Raw genomic sequence first — 15548 nt, 5'->3', positions numbered from 1 at the left:
CGTCACAGGAGGTCGGACGGGGTGAGCCTGCGGTCGTCCGGCTCCTGGCCGTCCCCGTTGCGGGCGTCCAACTCCTTGAGCAGCTGCTGCAGCTCGCTGCGGAGGAAATCGCGGGTGGCGACCTCGCCGAGGCCCTGGCGCAGCGCCGCGACCTCCAATGTGAGGAACTCGGTGTCGGCGACGGTGCGGCTCGCCCGGGCGCGGTCCTGCTCCATGTTGACGCGGTCCCGGTCGTCCTGCCGGTTCTGCGCCAGCAGGATCAGCGGTGCCGCGTAGGAGGCCTGCAGGGACAGCACCAGGGTCAGGAAGATGAAGGGGTACTGGTCGAAGCGCACGGCGGGTGGGGCCAGCACGTTCCAGGCGACCCAGACCACGATGAACATGGTCATCCAGACCAGGAACCGGCCGGTGCCCATGAAGCGCGCGAACCGCTCCGACAGCCGTCCGAACGCGTCCGGGTCCGGCTGCGGCAGGTTCAGCCGGGAGCGCCGCTGCGGTTGGTCCAGCCGGGGCCGCTTGGGCTTCTGCTCACCGGTGGGAGCCATCGGCGGTCACCTCCTCGCCGTGCAGTGCGGCCTCGCGCCAGTCCTCCGGGAGCAGGTGGTCCAGCACGTCGTCGACGGTGACGGAGCCCAGGAGCCGGTCGAGCTCGTCGACCACCGGCGCGGCCACCATGTTGTAGGTCGCCAGGAAGCTGGTGATGCGCGGCAGTTCGGTCGCGGGCGTGAGCGGATCGAGGTCACGGTCGACGAGTGATCCGACGAGTGTGTACGGCGGCTCGCGCAGCAGGCGCTGAAAATGGACCAGTCCGAGGTACCGGCCGGTCGGCGTCTCCAGCGGCGGGCGGCAGACGAAGACGACGGAGGCCTGCGCGGGCTTCAGGTCCTCGATGCGGATGCGGGCCAGCGCCTCGGCGACCGTCGCGTCCGGGGAGAGCACGATCGGTTCGGTGGTCATCAGACCACCGGCGGTGTGCTCGGCGTAGGTCAGCAGGCGCCGCAGCGGTTCCGCCTCGTCCGGCTCCATCAGCTGGAGCAGCTGCTCCGCCTCCTCGTCCGGCAGTTCGGAGAGCAGGTCGGCCGCGTCGTCCGGGTCCATCGCCTCCAGCACGTCGGCGGCACGCTCCTGGTGCAGGCCGGCCAGGATCGCGACCTGGTCGTCCTCCGGCAGCTCCTCCATGACGTCGGCGAGCCGCTCGTCGTCGAGCGCGGCGGCGACCTCGCCGCGGCGCTTGGGGGAGAGGTGGTGCAGCACGTTGGCAAGGTCGGCGGGGCGCAGCTGCTCGAAGGTGGCGAGCAGGTTGGCGGCGCCCTGGTCCTCCTCGCGCAGTGCGAAGCCGGTCACGGCGGACCACTCGACGACCATGGTCTCGCCCTTGCGCCGCAGCCGGCCGGGGCGTCCCTTCTCCACGAAGACCTTGCTGATCTCCCAGTCGTGGGTGCGGGTGCGCACCATGGCGACGTCGAGCACGGTGAACAGCTCGCCCTCCTCGCCGTAGGGACCGGTCTCGCGCAGGGTGACGCGCCGGTCCAGCAGCTCGGCCAGGCAGAGCGTCTCGGTGGGCCGCTGCTCGAAGCGCCGCATGTTGATCACGCCGGTCATGATCACCTGGCCGGACTCCACGCTGGTGACCCGGTTCATGGGCAGGAAGACGCGGCGCTTGCCGGGCACCTCCACAACGAAGCCGAGCACGCGCGGCGGCCGTCCGCCCAGCCGCAGCGTGACCACGAGGTCCCGGATCCGCCCGACGGAGTCGGCGTTGGGGTCGAAGACCGTCACTCCGGACAGGTGCGAGACGAAGACCCGCGAGGCGCCTGCACTCACGCGCTGCCTCCCTCTCTGTCGCTCGTCCTGTGACCTCGTCCGACTGACGCGTTGCCGATCGCCAGGCTACCTGGAATGCGAGGTCTATCCCTTGTGTAGGCCTGTGTGCACGCCCGTGCGTGGTGTCGTCCGGACATGGTGCCCGAGCGGGCCGTGGTGCCCGAGCGGGCCGTGGTGCCCGAGCGGGCCGTGGTGCCCGAGCGGGCCGTGGTGTCAGGACGCGCCGCGGCGCTTGCGGCCGAACACCAGCCTGGGCAGCGCGGCCGGGATCGGCTCACGCGTCGTGGCGCCGGTGGGTGCCGGCGCGGCCGCGTGCGCGACATCCGGCATCGCGCCGGGATGCTCGACACTCGGACCCTGCGGCACCATTCGCAGCACCTGGGCGTCCGCGGCCCAGCGGTCCGCGATCGTGTCGTGGTCCAAGGCGTTGAGCCGCTTGCCCTTCAGCTCGTCGACGGCCGCCTGCCACGCCTCGCTGTGCGGGGCCAGCAACTCGGTGTGCGCCCGGAAGGCGACGAGCCGCCCCCACTTGTCCCGGCTGCGCAGGGTGACGACGACATCGAGACCCGTGCCGAGATCGCCCAGCGGCTGCTCGCCCCCGTCGCCGACGACCACCACCGCCTGGTCGACCCATGCGTGCCACAGCGCCCGGTCCCGTCCGCCGTCGCGCCGCACCCACAGCAGACCGGACTTCTTCGCGGCCTCCTCGATCAGGGCGCGGTCCAGCAGCTCGGCACTCGGCTCAGCAGTCATGCTCACAGGGTATTGGGTTCCCGCGCGGCTTCTCTCCGAGGTCCGACGACCGCCCGCCGACAGCTCACCGGCCGTCTGTGACCGCCCTTCCGTCGGCCGTCCGCGAGGGGAAACCAAGGCGTGGACGCGCGTGGATGCGGAGGGTGTCATTCACCTACCATCGATACGCCCCTTACCGACGGCCGGTCGGTCCCTGCGTGGTCGCGCCGTGGTCGCACCGAGGAGAAGCCTGTGTCCAGCACTGCCGAGAGCGCGACCCCGACGCCGACCTCGCAGGCGTCCGGTGCCTCGCTGGCGCGGGGCGCGCAGCCCGATCTCGCGGCCGTGCCCAGGATCGACTTCCTCCTGCTCGCTCTCGCCGTCGCCGGCGTCGCCCTGTCCGCGCCGCTGATCAGCGCCATCGCCGCCCCGGCCGTGGCGATCGCCTTCTGGCGCAACTGCATCGCCACCGGCGTGCTGGCCCCGATCGCGCTGCTGCGGCACCGCGGCGAGCTGCGCGCGATGAGCCGACGATCGGTCGGCCTCTCGCTCGCCGCCGGCGGGTTCCTGGCCCTGCACTTCGCGATGTGGCTGCCGAGCCTGCGGCTCACCTCGGTGGCCACCTCCACCGCCCTGTGCACCGCGACCCCGCTGTGGACCACGCTCTATCTGCGCCTGCGAGGCCACCGGCCGCCGCGCGTGGTCTGGATCGGGATCAGCCTCGCCTTCGCAGGTGTCGTCCTGCTGACAGGCTTCGACCTGACGCTCTCCTCCCGTGCCGTGCTGGGCGATCTGCTCGCCCTCGGCGCCGGCATGGCGGCCTCCGGCTACTTCCTGCTCGGCAGCGAGGTCCGACGCACCGTCAGCACGACGGCCTACACCTTCGTCTGCTACGCGACCACGGCCGTGCTGCTGCTGATCGCCTGCCTGCTGTCCGGGCAGTCGCTCTCCGGCTACAGCTCCACCGCCTGGTGGCAGATCCTGCTGCTGACGGCCTCGGCGCAGTTCCTCGGCCACTCGCTGAGCAACCGTGTGGTGCGGACCCTCGGCCCGTCGTTCGTCTCCACCGCGATCCTGCTGGAGACCCCGGGTGCGGCGCTGATCGCCGCCGTCTGGCTCGGGCAGCTGCCGCCGGTCGCGGTCTACCCGGCCATGGCGATGATCCTGGCCGGCCTGCTGCTGATCATCCGCGCCGGCCAGCGCGCGTCCTGAACGACGGGGCCCGCCGGGTGAGGTCGTAGGCTCTGCGTATGCCGCACCCAGCCGACCCGTCCGATCCGTCGGACCTGCCCGCCCCGTCCGTGCCGGACGAAGTCCTGGCCGCCGTCGAGGCGCGTCTGATCAGCACCTTCGGTGAGCCGGACGGCCGCGCCGCGATCACCTTCCTCGGGGCCGAGCGGATCGAGGTGCTGCGCTTCCCCCAGCCCGACGGGCTCTTCCGCTACGTCACCCTCGGCATGTCCGCCGCGCCGATGACCGACCCCACCGCGCTGGTGGCCGACCCCATCGCGGGGCCGCGCGCCGAGCTCGTGGTCACGGTACGCGGCGGCCAGGACGGGCTGCTCCGTCCGCTGGCCACGCTCGCCTCCGCCCCGCAGGTGGAGGGACTGGTCGTGGCGCCGGGCGCCTCGCTCGACCTCGGCGATCCGCTCTGGGCGGGGGCGCCCTTCACCGCCTTCCTCGTCGCCGAGCCCGGCGGCCTCGTCGCGGACCTGGAGCTGCCCGAGCCGGCCGAGGCGATCCGCTTCCTGCCGCTGCTGCCGATGACCCCGAACGAGGCCGCGCACAAGCGCGTGCACGGCGCAGCCGAGCTCCAGGAGCGGTGGCTGCGCCATGGCACGGACCTGCGCGACCAGCGGCGCGTCTCTGTTCCGCTCGGCGACTCCTGACCTCGGGTCAGGCCTGCGGCTGACCGACCGGCGCGCCGCCCTGGGCCGGGATCTGCGCCTGCGGCAGCGCGGCGAGGAGCTGGTCCAGCTCACCTCGCCAGTAGCGGTGGACGTTCAGGCGCGTCGGCTTGGCACCCGGGGTCATCTCGACGTACAGGGAGCTCCAGACCGTCGCCCGCTTGATCCGGCTCACCGGGAAGGACGGGATCGGGAAGGCGCCGACGACGTCGCCCGGGCGGTTGGTCCACCGGCTCGCGGTGTTGACCACGACCGAGGTGTTGGTCAGCGTCAGGAAGTAGAACTTCCGCGTGAGCGCGACGACCAGGCCGACGCCCGGAATCTCGTCGAAGATCGCGTTCAGCCACGGGCTCGGCCCGGTCTCCACGTGCACGCAGGCGATGAAGGTCTCGCCGGGAGGAGCGACCTGCGAGAGCTTCTCGATGACCTGCTGCTTCTGCTTGGCACGGCGAATCGCCATGAACCCACCCCTGAGGAAGAAACGAAGAGGGACGGGCTCCACACCCCCGGTGCCCGTCGAGGAGGCCAGAGGCTAGCAGGTTTTCCGTTCGGTCGGACGGCCGGTCGGCAGTACGGTTCCGGCCGGCTCAGCCGGTGATCGGCTTGGCTCCGGTGGCCAGGCCGACGAGGGCCTCGTAGACGGCCGGATCCGTCGTGTTCTCGGCGAGACTGACGGTCTTTCGGCTCCCGTGGTAGTCCGACGAGCCGGTGACGAGCAGGCCCAGTTCGGCGGCGAGTCCGCGCAGCCGGACGCGGGTCTCCGCGTCGTGGTCCATGTGGTCGACCTCCAGCCCCGTCAGGCCCGCCGCGGCCAGGTCCGCGATGGTCGCCTCGGAGACCGTCCGCCCCCGCTTGGACGCTCCCGGGTGCGCGAACACCGCGACGCCTCCGGCTCCGCGCACCAGTGCGACCGCCTCGACCGGGTCGGTCTCCCGCTTGGGCACGTCCGCGCGCCCGCCGTTGGCGAGCCAGTCCCTGGTGAAGGCCGAGTCCACGCTCTCCACGACACCCGCCTCGACCAGCGCCGAGGCGATGTGCGGCCGCCCGACCGCGCCGCGGCCCGCGATGCCCAGCACCTGCTCCCAGGTGACCGGCGCGCCGAGCGCCCGGCACCGCTCCACGATCGCCTGCGCCCGGCGTACCCGGTCCGTCCGAACCAGCTCGCGCTCCCGGGCGAAGGCCGGCTCCTCCGGATCGAAGAGGTAGGCCAGCATGTGCATCGAGATGCCCTCGATCCGGCACGACAGCTCGGCGCCCGGCACCAGGGTCAACGCCGTCCCGCGCAGCGCGCCCGCCGCCTCCGCCCAGCCGGCGGTGGTGTCGTGGTCGGTCAGCGCGACGACGTCCAGCCCCGCGGCGGCGGCGTTCCGCACCAGCTCCGCGGGGGAGTCCGTCCCGTCGGAGGCGTTGCTGTGGGCGTGCAGATCGATGCGCATGCCGTCCAGGGTAGGGGAGCCCTCGGACAGCGCTACTTCCCCCGGACAGCGTTACTTCAGGATGCGGGGCGACAGCGCCCCGCAGGGCAGGAGGTCGAGCTCCGCGCCCGCGTCCCTCAGGTCCGTCAGGACCAGCTCGTCATACATCAGCAGCCCGGAGCGCTCGGGCCACATCACGGCCCAGAGCCAGAGCCCGCGCGCCTCGCCGACGAAGACGGCACGATCGTCCGGCGCGTCCGGCACGTGCCACATCGCCGTCGGGCGCCCCGCCGCCAGGACCTTCGCGTGCGGTGGGCGGTTCACCGCGATCGCGTCGCCCGGATCGGGGCCGGACAGCCCGGCGTACCGCGCGCCGAGCCCCACGCCGAGCTCTTCGGCGATCAGCAGCAGCTCTCCCGGACCGCCCAGCGGGCCGGGACCGGAGCAGGCGACCGCGGTCGCCCGCGTTCCCGAGACGTCGTCACCAGCGTGGGCGATACCCGTGTAGAGCCAGCCCACCGGTAGCGGCCAGGGCAGCCAGACGGGAACCTCGGCCCTGGCGACGGCAACGCCCAGCGCCTCGACGCTGGGCGGGACGACCGGCTGCAGAGGATAGACCGTTCCGTGTCTGTCGCACTGCCACGTGTCGGTGAACAACCCCGGGGCGCGGACTCGGCCCCCGCACCTCGGGCAACTGGGCTCGCCCCTCATAGAGGACCACGGTCCTCCCTCACGACCGGTCCGTCAAGGACGATCACCCGGGCGGGCGATGCCTCTTTCGAGTGAGGCGCCCGCACCGGTGACGCCGTCGGAGAGCGGTGTCAGGAGACGGGTTGCGGGACCGGGCGGATGTAGAGCCGCTCGCCGGTGGCGGCGGCGTGATCGACGATCGAGCGGACCGCGTCCGCCTCTGCGATCAGGGTGTCCTGAGCCACTCCGGCCTCGTCGAGGCGGAAGATCTCGAATCGCATGGGCCTCTCCCCTCTCGTGGTGAGTCCCATCCTGGGTGACGCCTGCTGCGGGGTGGTTAGCGATCCGTTAACCCTGCGTGTCGCCTTCGTGCCACCGTCCGGGGAGGTGTCAGCCCTGCTCGCCCCCGCTGTGGGCGGTCCAGAACGCGGCGAGCGACACCGCCGTGCCCTCCGGCCGCTCCGCGTTGGGGGAGTGCCCGGCGCCGGGGATCACGACGTGCTCGGCGGAGAGCCGCAGGGCCATCTGTGCCTGCAGCTCGACCGGCCAGGCGTAGTCCGTCTCGCCCGACAGCACCAGCTTCGGCAGCGGCGCCTTCGCCAGCTCGTCCACCCGGTCCGGCTCCGAGACCAGCTGCTGCGCCATCGCGCTCAGCGCGGCCGGGACGTTGGCAAGCCAGCGGCGGTGCAGGAAGCCCGCGATCTCCGGCTCCAGGCGCGCGCCCACCCCGCCGGCCTCGTCCATGTCCTGCATCGCCTGCCAGATCTCCTCCAGCGTCATCGCGGGCAGCGCGGCCAGCAGGAGCTTGGCGCGCTCGGTCTCCCCGTGGCCGATGGCCGCCGGACCGGTGCTGAGCAGTGTGAGCGACGACCACGGCAGGGGCGTCCCGGTCGCCCGCAGGACCGCGTCCCTGGCGACGTAGCCCGCGAAGGAGTGCGCGACCAGGTGGGGCGCGCGCCGGAGCGAGGCGACCGAGCCGCTCACCCCGGTCGTACCGGCCCGCAGCTCCGCGGTGAGCGCGAGCAGGTCGAGGCTGAACTCCTCCAGCGCGTAGGCCGCGGCGTCGTCGGGCCCACCCGTCTCGTACTGACCGCGCTGGTCGACGGCGTAGACCTCGAACCCGTCCGCGGCGAGCGGCGCCAACAGGGCGATGAAGTCCTCCTTGCTCCCGGTAAACCCGGGTACCAGCAGGGCCACGCCCCGTGTGTCACCCTCCGGGACCGCGTGCAGCGCGGCGAACTCGCCGCGCGCCGTCCGCAGCCGGACGCTGCGGGCGCAGCCGGGCAGGGTGAGGAAGGGCGGGGTGCTCATCTGGCGGGACCTCCTGGTGGCGCGACGGGCGGCTTCGAGCCTAGCCAGGGCAGATGTCGGCGAGATGTCCTCGCCCTCCTGGCGGCGCGTCGGGAGCCGGGGCGGCCCGGAATCCTGACTGCCCGCCACGACAGCCCGCCACGACAGCCCGCCACGACTGCTCGCCACGACTGGCGGCAGCGCGGGCCGCAGAACGCGACGGCGCGGCGGGCACCCGTCAGGGTTCCCGCCGCGCCGTTTCCACGCGGTGTCGGACCGTCAGGCGCGCGAGCGGCGGCGCCCCGTGCTCGCCGGCGGCGTCGTCACCCCGGCCGCCTCCGCGGCGGCGGTGGCGGCGGCTGCCTCCGCGAGGCGGACGCTGCGACGCTTGCGCTTCGGGCGCTCCTCCTCGGCCGCGACCGGCGTCGCCTCCGCGCGCTGCGCGGGGACGTCCGCCTCGATCCGCGCGGCGGCGGCCAGAGCCGCGGCCCGGGCGGTGGTGTCGGTGACGCCCGAGGTCGCCCGGCGGCGCTTGCGCGGCGCGGGCAGAGCGGCGGTCTCCACCGGCGCCTGCGGCTCCTCGGCAGGTGCGGCGACGACGTCGGCGGCCTTGGCGCTGGTGTCGGTGACACCCGACGTCGCCCGACGCCGCTTGCGCGGCGCCACCGCGACCGGCGCCGGCTGCGCCGACGTCTCGGCCACGGCCTCGACGACAGCGGCCTGGGCGGCCGGTGCCTCGGTGACCGGGGCTTCGACGGCGGGCGTCTCGGCGGTGGTCTTCTTGGCGGTCCGGGTGCGCTTGCGCGGGGCCGGGACCTCCTCGGCGACCGGTGCCTCGGCGGCCGGTGCCTCGGGGGCGGTTTCGGCGGTGGCCTTCGCGGTCCGGGTGCGGCGACGCGGTGCGGGGGTCTCCTCGGTGGGGACCTCCGCGACCTCGACAGCCTCGACGACGGGCGTCTCGGCGGTCTCGGCGACGGCCTTCTTGGTGGCGCGCGTGCGCTTGCGCGGCGCGGGCACCTCCTCGGCGACCGGTGCCTCGACGGCCTCGACAGCCGGTGCCTCGACGACGGCCTTCTTGGTGGCGCGCGTGCGCTTGCGCGGCGCGGGCGCCTCCTCGACGGCCTGGGCCTCGGCGGCCGGTGCCTCGACGGCCTCGGTGGGCTCGGCCTTGGCGGTCCGGGTGCGCTTGCGCGGGGCCGGGGCCTCGACGGCGACCGGTGCCTCGGCGGCCGGTGCCTCGATGGCGGGGGCCTCGGGGGCGGTTTCGGCGGTGGCCTTCGCGGTCCGGGTGCGGCGACGCGGTGCGGGGGTCTCCTCGGTGGGAACCTCCGCGACCTCGACAGCCTCGACGACGGGCGTCTCGGCGGTCTCGGCGACGGCCTTCTTGGTGGCGCGCGTGCGCTTGCGCGGCGCGGGCACCTCCTCGACGGCCTGGGCCTCGGCGACCGGTGCCTCGACGGCCTCGGCCTTGACGGCCCTGGTGCGGCGACGCGCTGCGGGCGCCTCCTCGGTGACCGGCACCTCGGCGACGGGCGTCTCGACGGCCGGCACCTCGGCGACGGCCTTCTTGGTGGCGCGGGTGCGCTTGCGCGGCGCGGGCACCTCCTCGACGACGGGTGCCTCGACAACCGGCGCCTCGGCGACCGGGGCCTCGACAGCCTCGACGACCTCGGCCTTGGCAGCCCGGGTACGGCGACGCTGCGCGGGCGCCTCGTCGGCGACCGGTGCCTCGACGGCCTCGGCGGCGACCGGCGTCTCGATCACGTCTGCCGCGGCCGCGGTCGCAGCCGCGACGGGCGTCTGCTCCGCTCCGCGGGAACGGCGACGGCGACGGCGTGCGGGGGCCTCCGCGGCGTCGCCGGTGACGGATGCCGCCACGGCGTCGTCCGACGGAGCGACCTGGGTCGCGGACGTGTCGGTGCCCTCGTTCTCCAGACCGCCACGGGTACGGCGGCGCTTGCGGTCGCGCTCGCGACGCCCGGCGGGACGCTCGCTGTCGCGCGCGTCCTCACGGGCACCGTCGCGGGAGCCGTCACGGCCCCGTCCGCCCCGCTCGTCGCCGCGACCGGCCGGCTTCGCGGCGGTGCCGCGGCTGCGACGACCGCCACCCGGCTCGCCCAGGTCTTCGATCTCCTCCGCGTCCAGACCGGCGCGGGTCCGCTCGGTGCGCGGCAGCACGCCCTTGGTCCCGGCGGGGATGTGCAGCTGCTCGTAGAAGTGCGCGGAGGACGAGTACGTCTCCTCCGGGTCGTTGAACTTCAGGTCCAGCGCCTTGTTGATCAGCTGCCAGCGCGGGATGTCGTCCCAGTCGACCAGCGTGACGGCGGTGCCCGACGCGCCCGCGCGGCCGGTACGGCCGATGCGGTGCAGGTAGGTCTTCTCGTCCTCGGGGCACTGGTAGTTCACCACGTGGGTGACACCCTCGACGTCGATGCCGCGGGCGGCGACGTCGGTGCAGACCAGCACGTCGACCTTGCCGTTGCGGAACGCGCGCAGCGCCTGCTCACGCGCGCCCTGGCCGAGGTCGCCGTGGACTGCGCCGGCCGCGAAGCCGCGCTTGGTGAGCTGCTCGGCGACGTCGGCGGTGGTGCGCTTGGTGCGGCAGAAGATCATCGCCAGGTTGCGGCCCTCGGCCTGCAGCAGGCGGGCGATCATCTCGACCTTGTCGAGCGAGTGGGCACGGAAGATGTGCTGCGAGATGTTCGCGACCGTCGCGCCCTCGTCGTCCGGCGCGGTGGCGCGGATGTGCGTCGGGCGGTTCATGTAGCGACGGGCCAGGCCGATGACCGCGCCCGGCATGGTCGCCGAGAACAGCATGGTCTGACGCCGCGCGGGCAGCAGGTCGAGGATCCGCTCGACGTCGGGCAGGAAGCCCAGGTCGAGCATCTCGTCCGCCTCGTCGAGCACGAGCACGCGCACGGCGGAGAGGTCGAGCTTCTTCTGGCGGGCCAGGTCCAGCAGACGGCCGGGCGTGCCGACGATGACGTCGACGCCGCGCTCCAGCGCCTCGATCTGGGTCTCGTAGCCGCGACCGCCGTAGATCGAGAGGACCCGGACGTTGCGGACCTTGCCGGCGACCAGCAGGTCGTTGGTGACCTGGGTGCACAGCTCGCGCGTCGGGACGACGACCAGCGCCTGCGGCGCGGTCGGCAGCTCGGCGGCGGTGAGCCGGCCGGCGTCCACGTCGGCAGCGACGCGGACGGAGTCGATGATGGGGAGCCCGAAGCCCAGGGTCTTGCCAGTGCCGGTCTTGGCCTGGCCGATGACGTCATGGCCGGTCATGGCGACCGGGAGGGTCATCTCCTGGATCGGGAAAGGGGTGATGATACCGACGGCCTCGAGGGCCTCTGCGGTCTCGGGAAGGATCCCGAGTTCACGGAACGTAGTCAGGGCTGTGCCTCTTCCGGATGTGGTGCGGCCGATCGCGGGGACGGCCGGGCACCCGTCACAGGACGGGCGCACGGACCGCTACCGGTTTGCCTCGCGGCGGCTCACGCGCCTGCACGTCGCGGTGACGTCCGTGGACGTGTTCGTCCAGGACGCGTCCGCGGGGAGCGGACTCGACGGGGCACGGTGAGCGGCACTGCAATGGAGGCCCGGCGCGGGACCGCGATGGCGCGGTCTGCGGCGGCCCTCGCTCGGCCACTGCGGGGTCGGTCGGAGCCGATCGTGCGACCGACCGGGCATCCGCGTGCGTGAGGCGCGATGCGCGTTCGCGTCCGTTCGGATCACGAAAGACACCGGGCCTCGCTACAACCATACCGTCAAGTCGAAGATCGAACATGTGACGCGGGTGACATCGGGTCCTTTCCTGCCCGCTTATCGGCGTCTGCTGTCCTTCTCGGGCCACTAAGGTGCCGCGTATGGAGACCCCTGAAGCACCCAATCAGGACGAGGCGGACACCGCCGCGTACCCGTCGATCGGTGACTGGGCGAGCTGCTCGGCCGATCCGCAGTACCGCGCGGCCGTGGTCGATTTGCTCGGCGCGCTGGCCTACGGCGAGCTCAGCGCCTTCGAGCGGCTGGCCGAGGACGCGAAGCTGGCCCCCAGCCTGGAGGACAAGGCCGCGCTCGCGGGCATGGCGGCGGCCGAGTTCGGTCACTACCGCGTGCTGTCCGACCGCCTCGCCGGGATCGGTGAGAACCCGGCCGAGGCGATGCAGCCCTTCGCCGAGGCGCTGGAGTCCTTCCACCGCATGACCGCTCCGGCGGACTGGGAGGAGGGCCTGGTCAAGGCCTACGTCGGTGACTCCATCGCGGCCGACTTCTACCGCGAGGTCGCGGTGCGGCTCGACGACGACACCCGTGAGCTGGTACTCCGCGTCATGGCCGACACCGGGCACGCCGAGTTCGCCGTCGGCAAGGTCCGCGGGGCCATCGAGGCCGATCCGCGCATCGGCGGACGGCTGGCCCTGTGGGGCCGCCGGCTCATGGGCGAGGCGCTGAGTCAGGCGCAGCGGGTCGTCGCCGAGCGCGACGCGCTGTCGAACCTGCTGATCGGCGGCACCGAGGTGCGCGGCTTCGACCTGGTCGAGGTCGGCAAGATGTTCAACCGGATCACCGAGGCCCACACTCGCCGCATGGCGGCGCTGGGGCTGGCCTCCTGAACCCCACCCGCCGGTGAACGGCGGTCAGGCGTGCCGGGGACGGTGGCCTGACCGCTGGTCCGGCCGGGCGAGCAGCGAGACCATCGCGGCGGAGCCGAGGAACGAGCAGATCACCGTCTCGACCGGGTGTCCGTCGCCGAACGCGGTGTGGGCGATCCCGCCGAGCAGCAGCGCCGAGCAGAGGCCGGTCAGCAAGGTCACCAGTCGCGGCGCCGGGAACAGGTCGCTCAGCAGCACGACGGCGCCCAGCCCGACGGCCAGGCCGGCAATGGCGAAAGCGATCAGTTCGGCGGTCATGGTCACGGCCTCCCCGGCGGTTCTGTCCGTTTGCTGTGGATTGGGGTCGAGAAAGCCCTACCCACAACGAGCACGGGACATGCCAGGACACGTGGAACGCCCCGGTTTCCCCCACGTGCGGGGGAAACCGGGGCGTTCGGTGTTTGAGCTCCGCCTTCGCGAGCCTCAGAGCGTGCCGAAGCCGACCTTCGCGCGCGTCGGCTCACCGATCTCCACGTAGGCCAGGCGGTCGGCCGGGACCAGGATCTTGCGGCCGTGCTCGTCCGTCAGCTTCAGCAGCTTGCCGCCGTCCACCGCAGCGGCGACAGCGCTCTCGACCTCGTCGGCAGTCTGCGCGCTCTCGAGAATGATCTCCCGAGCCGCGTTCTGCACGCCGATCTTGACCTCCACGGCTTTCGTCCCTCCGGGCCCATCACAGGCGTTCGTCGTTCACACGCGGCCGAGAGGCCACATGCCGTACGGCCCCACCATACGGCTCACCGGCCGCGAAGCGGGGCCGGTCGGGGCACCGTGATCAGTGCGCGGCGTCCCCGCCGTGCAGCGGGAAGCCCTTCAGGCCGCGCCAGGACAGGCTGGAGACCATGCGGACCGCCTCGTCCTGCGGAATGGTCGCGCCCTGGGCGAGCCAGAAGCGGGCGGTGATCTGGCACAGCCCGCAGACGCCGACCGCCAGCAGCATGGACTCCTCCTCCGGGAGGTCGGTGTCCTCGGCGATCACCTTGCTGACGAGCGTGGCCGTGTCCCGCGTGACGCGCTCGACGCGCTCGCGGACGGCCTCCTCGTTGGTCAGGTCCGACTCGAAGACCAGCCGGAAGGCGCCGGACTCGGAGGAGACGTACTCGAAGTAGGCCTCGGTCGTCGCCAGCACGCGGCTCTTGTTGTCGTTCGTCGACTCGAGCGCGGCGTGGATCGCCTCGACCAGGGCCTCGCAGTGCGTGTCCAGCAGGGCGAGGTAGAGCTCGAGCTTGCCCGGGAAGTGCTGGTAGAGCACCGGCTTGCTGACCCCGGCGCGCTCGGCGATGTCGTCCATCGCCGCGGCGTGGTAGCCCTGCGCGACGAAGACCTCCTGGGCCGCGCCCAGCAACTGGTTCCGGCGGGCACTGCGCGGCAGGCGAGTACCCCGGGGGCGCTCGGCCGTGTCCTGGATTGCCGTCACGGTGCTCCTCACTCAGCGTCTGGATTCACAGGCGCCGTCCTGGGCCGACACCTGCGGCCATCCTACTTTCGGGTAATGGCCGATGTCGCAGGTCCGGACCCGAAAGTCCCGACCTTGGCTTGTGAGGATTCCACAAGCACCCCCGTCACCGGTACTCGTCTTCATCGATTCGGACCTCGACCTTCTGTTCCACGGTGTCCGCCTCGGGCGACTCCAGGGCCAGTTCCTCCTGGGTGAGGCTCTTCAGCTCCTCGCCCCCCGCCTCGCCGTCGTCGACGTCCGGCTCGACCTCAGGGCGCTCGTCGGCCTCGGCGACGTCCAGGGAGTCGAGTGCGGCGTCGTTGACCTCGGACATGGTGGCCTCCCTGATGGCGCGGGTGCGGGGTGGAGGTGGCTGAGGGGACGGGATTGGCGGTGCTGTCACGGCACCGCCCTCTTAGCATCGTCCCCATGAGTGGACTGCGCGAGACATTCGAGGCCGAGACCTCCACCGGCGCCCCGACCGGCGCCCCGACCGCCGTCGGTGGACTGCACGAGGTGCGGGTGCCCGGCAGCGCGCTGTTCACGGAGGCCCAGCCGCCGGCCCGCGCGGGGCTGCCCGCCGCGCTGTTCGTCCACGGCCTCGGCGGGTCCACCCGCAACTGGGAGCTGCTGATGGCCGAGCTGGCCGGCACGGTCGACGGCCAGGCCGTCGACCTGCCCGGCTTCGGGCAGTCCCCGCCCCCGGACGACGCGGACCTCTCCCTGGACGCGCACATGCGCGCCGTCGTCGACCACATCGAACGCGGCGAGCGCGGGCCGGTCCACCTCTTCGGCAACTCACTCGGCGGCGCGGTCGTGACACGCCTCGCGGCCCTCCGCCCCGACCTGGTCCGGAGCCTCACGCTCATCTCCCCGGCCCTGCCCGAACTGCCGCCGCAGACCACCGCCTGGCCGACGGCGCTGCTCGCCCTCCCGGGAGCAGCCGGCGTCATCCGGCGCGCCTCCCGCGGCACCACCTTCGACTCCCAGACGCAGGCGGTGCTCGAACTCTGCTACGGCGATCCCGGGCGCATCCCGCCCGAGCGCCGGGCGGTGATGGTCGCGGAGTACCGGCGCCGTGCGGAGCTCCCGTACACCCTCGACGTCCTCGCCCGCAGCGCCCGCGGCATCGTCCGTGCCTACACCGAGCGCGGCGCGCACTCGCTCTGGCGCCAGGCGGAACGCGTCACCGCCCCGACGCTCCTGGTCTACGGCCTGCGGGACAAGCTCGTCGGCTACCGCATGGCGCGCCGGGCGTCGCGCGCCTTCGCCGACTCCCGCCTCCTGGTCCTGCCGGAGGCAGGGCACGTGGCGATGATGGAGTTCCCGGCCCTGCTCGCCGCCCGCGTCGAGGACTTCCTCGCCGAGGTCGACGGCTGACCTTTCGTGGCACCTTCCACGGGCGCGGGGCTCTGCCGATGCGCGGCTCCGCCGGTGGGCGCGACAATCTCCCGGCCTTCGGCCGGGAGGTGCCCCCTCCGGCGTGCGGATGGTCCCGATGCGAGCAGGGCCATCCCCCTCGGGCGGGTTCTCGCGCCCCCGCAGGGGGCACCTGCCGGACCGATGGGCGACCAGGCCCGGCGCATCGGTTCTCGCGCCCCCGCAGGGG

General features: G+C 73.1%; 17 protein-coding genes. 4 read left to right on the top strand and 13 right to left on the bottom strand.

From position 1 onward, the window contains the following. Nucleotides 1-2 precede the first annotated feature (2 nt). The 3 genes from ABH931_RS06795 to ABH931_RS06785 form a co-directional block, all read right to left on the bottom strand. Nucleotides 3-545, bottom strand: coding sequence for a DUF1003 domain-containing protein (locus ABH931_RS06795; protein WP_370110864.1), 543 nt, complete (start codon nucleotides 543-545; stop codon nucleotides 3-5). Further along, complete coding sequence (locus tag ABH931_RS06790; protein ID WP_370110861.1) at nucleotides 529-1824, bottom strand: magnesium transporter MgtE N-terminal domain-containing protein; 1296 nt, start codon at nucleotides 1822-1824, stop codon at nucleotides 529-531. Before ABH931_RS06790 ends, ABH931_RS06795 begins: the two co-directional genes overlap by 17 nt. Nucleotides 1825-2037: 213 nt before the next feature. Beyond that, on the bottom strand, nucleotides 2038-2577 hold the full coding sequence (locus tag ABH931_RS06785; RefSeq protein WP_370110859.1) for a hypothetical protein: 540 nt from the start codon (nucleotides 2575-2577) through the stop codon (nucleotides 2038-2040). Between the two features lie 231 nt (nucleotides 2578-2808). On the opposite strand from ABH931_RS06785, the gene ABH931_RS06780 reads away from it, so the two are divergent. Together ABH931_RS06780 and ABH931_RS06775 are read left to right on the top strand one after the other, a co-directional pair. Further along, nucleotides 2809-3768 (top strand): DMT family transporter, encoded by a 960-nt coding sequence (locus tag ABH931_RS06780; protein WP_370110857.1) that lies wholly within the window; start codon nucleotides 2809-2811, stop codon nucleotides 3766-3768. Between the two features lie 38 nt (nucleotides 3769-3806). Continuing rightward, entirely contained in the window at nucleotides 3807-4445 is a 639-nt protein-coding gene (locus tag ABH931_RS06775; protein WP_370110855.1) for a suppressor of fused domain protein, read from the top strand. A gap of 7 nt (nucleotides 4446-4452) precedes the next feature. On the opposite strand, the gene ABH931_RS06770 is transcribed toward ABH931_RS06775, so the two are convergent. The 6 genes from ABH931_RS06770 to ABH931_RS06745 all read right to left on the bottom strand — a co-directional run bounded on the left by ABH931_RS06770 (nucleotide 4453) and on the right by ABH931_RS06745 (nucleotide 11158). Beyond that, nucleotides 4453-4923 carry a hypothetical protein gene (locus tag ABH931_RS06770; RefSeq protein WP_370110853.1) on the bottom strand — a complete coding sequence of 157 codons (471 nt, stop codon included), beginning with the start codon at nucleotides 4921-4923 and terminating at the stop codon, nucleotides 4453-4455. Nucleotides 4924-5050: 127 nt separating this feature from the next. Then, on the bottom strand, nucleotides 5051-5899 hold the full coding sequence (locus ABH931_RS06765) for a PHP domain-containing protein (RefSeq protein ID WP_370110850.1): 849 nt from the start codon (nucleotides 5897-5899) through the stop codon (nucleotides 5051-5053). A 51-nt stretch (nucleotides 5900-5950) separates the two neighbouring features. Then, a complete protein-coding gene (locus ABH931_RS06760; RefSeq protein ID WP_370110849.1) occupies nucleotides 5951-6589 on the bottom strand; it encodes a DUF6758 family protein in 639 nt (212 codons plus the stop codon). Nucleotides 6590-6699: 110 nt separating this feature from the next. After that, on the bottom strand, nucleotides 6700-6849 hold the full coding sequence (locus tag ABH931_RS06755) for a hypothetical protein (protein WP_370110848.1): 150 nt from the start codon (nucleotides 6847-6849) through the stop codon (nucleotides 6700-6702). A 109-nt stretch (nucleotides 6850-6958) separates the two neighbouring features. Continuing rightward, complete coding sequence (locus ABH931_RS06750; RefSeq protein ID WP_370110845.1) at nucleotides 6959-7879, bottom strand: alpha/beta fold hydrolase; 921 nt, start codon at nucleotides 7877-7879, stop codon at nucleotides 6959-6961. Nucleotides 7880-8137: 258 nt separating this feature from the next. After that, nucleotides 8138-11158, bottom strand: a complete 3021-nt coding sequence (locus ABH931_RS06745) for a DEAD/DEAH box helicase (protein WP_370110842.1) — start codon at nucleotides 11156-11158, stop codon at nucleotides 8138-8140. 563 nt (nucleotides 11159-11721) lie between these two features. On the opposite strand from ABH931_RS06745, the gene ABH931_RS06740 reads away from it, so the two are divergent. Beyond that, entirely contained in the window at nucleotides 11722-12465 is a 744-nt protein-coding gene (locus ABH931_RS06740) for a ferritin-like fold-containing protein (protein WP_370110840.1), read from the top strand. A gap of 24 nt (nucleotides 12466-12489) precedes the next feature. On the opposite strand, the gene ABH931_RS06735 is transcribed toward ABH931_RS06740, so the two are convergent. The 4 genes from ABH931_RS06735 to ABH931_RS06720 all read right to left on the bottom strand — a co-directional run bounded on the left by ABH931_RS06735 (nucleotide 12490) and on the right by ABH931_RS06720 (nucleotide 14273). Then, on the bottom strand, nucleotides 12490-12762 hold the full coding sequence (locus ABH931_RS06735; RefSeq protein ID WP_370110838.1) for a hypothetical protein: 273 nt from the start codon (nucleotides 12760-12762) through the stop codon (nucleotides 12490-12492). A 165-nt stretch (nucleotides 12763-12927) separates the two neighbouring features. Beyond that, a complete protein-coding gene (locus tag ABH931_RS06730) occupies nucleotides 12928-13152 on the bottom strand; it encodes a DUF3107 domain-containing protein (RefSeq protein WP_370110836.1) in 225 nt (74 codons plus the stop codon). Nucleotides 13153-13276: 124 nt separating this feature from the next. Beyond that, a complete protein-coding gene (locus ABH931_RS06725) occupies nucleotides 13277-13918 on the bottom strand; it encodes a TetR/AcrR family transcriptional regulator (RefSeq protein WP_370110835.1) in 642 nt (213 codons plus the stop codon). Between the two features lie 145 nt (nucleotides 13919-14063). Then, entirely contained in the window at nucleotides 14064-14273 is a 210-nt protein-coding gene (locus tag ABH931_RS06720; protein WP_370110834.1) for a hypothetical protein, read from the bottom strand. A gap of 95 nt (nucleotides 14274-14368) precedes the next feature. Between ABH931_RS06720 and ABH931_RS06715 the strand changes: the two genes are divergently transcribed. Next, nucleotides 14369-15319, top strand: coding sequence for an alpha/beta fold hydrolase (locus ABH931_RS06715; RefSeq protein ID WP_370110833.1), 951 nt, complete (start codon nucleotides 14369-14371; stop codon nucleotides 15317-15319). The last annotated feature ends 229 nt before the right edge of the window (nucleotides 15320-15548 follow it).

Origin of the sequence: Streptacidiphilus sp. MAP12-33, assembly GCF_041261265.1 — a bacterium.
In the GTDB taxonomy this organism is placed as follows: domain Bacteria; phylum Actinomycetota; class Actinomycetes; order Streptomycetales; family Streptomycetaceae; genus Streptacidiphilus.
The sequence above is the reverse complement of the archived record's forward strand: the minus strand, read 5'-3'. Positions and strand labels throughout refer to the sequence as shown.

Coding starts and splice junctions, on each gene's coding strand:
- ABH931_RS06795 (WP_370110864.1), bottom strand. CDS start 545: ATGGCTCCCACCGGTGAGCAGAAGCCCAAGCGGCCCCGGCTGGACCAA.
- ABH931_RS06785 (WP_370110859.1), bottom strand. CDS start 2,577: ATGACTGCTGAGCCGAGTGCCGAGCTGCTGGACCGCGCCCTGATCGAG.
- ABH931_RS06775 (WP_370110855.1), top strand. CDS start 3,807: ATGCCGCACCCAGCCGACCCGTCCGATCCGTCGGACCTGCCCGCCCCG.
- ABH931_RS06770 (WP_370110853.1), bottom strand. CDS start 4,923: ATGGCGATTCGCCGTGCCAAGCAGAAGCAGCAGGTCATCGAGAAGCTC.
- ABH931_RS06765 (WP_370110850.1), bottom strand. CDS start 5,899: ATGCGCATCGATCTGCACGCCCACAGCAACGCCTCCGACGGGACGGAC.
- ABH931_RS06760 (WP_370110849.1), bottom strand. CDS start 6,589: ATGAGGGGCGAGCCCAGTTGCCCGAGGTGCGGGGGCCGAGTCCGCGCC.
- ABH931_RS06755 (WP_370110848.1), bottom strand. CDS start 6,849: ATGCGATTCGAGATCTTCCGCCTCGACGAGGCCGGAGTGGCTCAGGAC.
- ABH931_RS06750 (WP_370110845.1), bottom strand. CDS start 7,879: ATGAGCACCCCGCCCTTCCTCACCCTGCCCGGCTGCGCCCGCAGCGTC.
- ABH931_RS06745 (WP_370110842.1), bottom strand. CDS start 11,158: ATGACCCTCCCGGTCGCCATGACCGGCCATGACGTCATCGGCCAGGCC.
- ABH931_RS06740 (WP_370110840.1), top strand. CDS start 11,722: ATGGAGACCCCTGAAGCACCCAATCAGGACGAGGCGGACACCGCCGCG.
- ABH931_RS06735 (WP_370110838.1), bottom strand. CDS start 12,762: ATGACCGCCGAACTGATCGCTTTCGCCATTGCCGGCCTGGCCGTCGGG.
- ABH931_RS06720 (WP_370110834.1), bottom strand. CDS start 14,273: ATGTCCGAGGTCAACGACGCCGCACTCGACTCCCTGGACGTCGCCGAG.
- ABH931_RS06715 (WP_370110833.1), top strand. CDS start 14,369: ATGAGTGGACTGCGCGAGACATTCGAGGCCGAGACCTCCACCGGCGCC.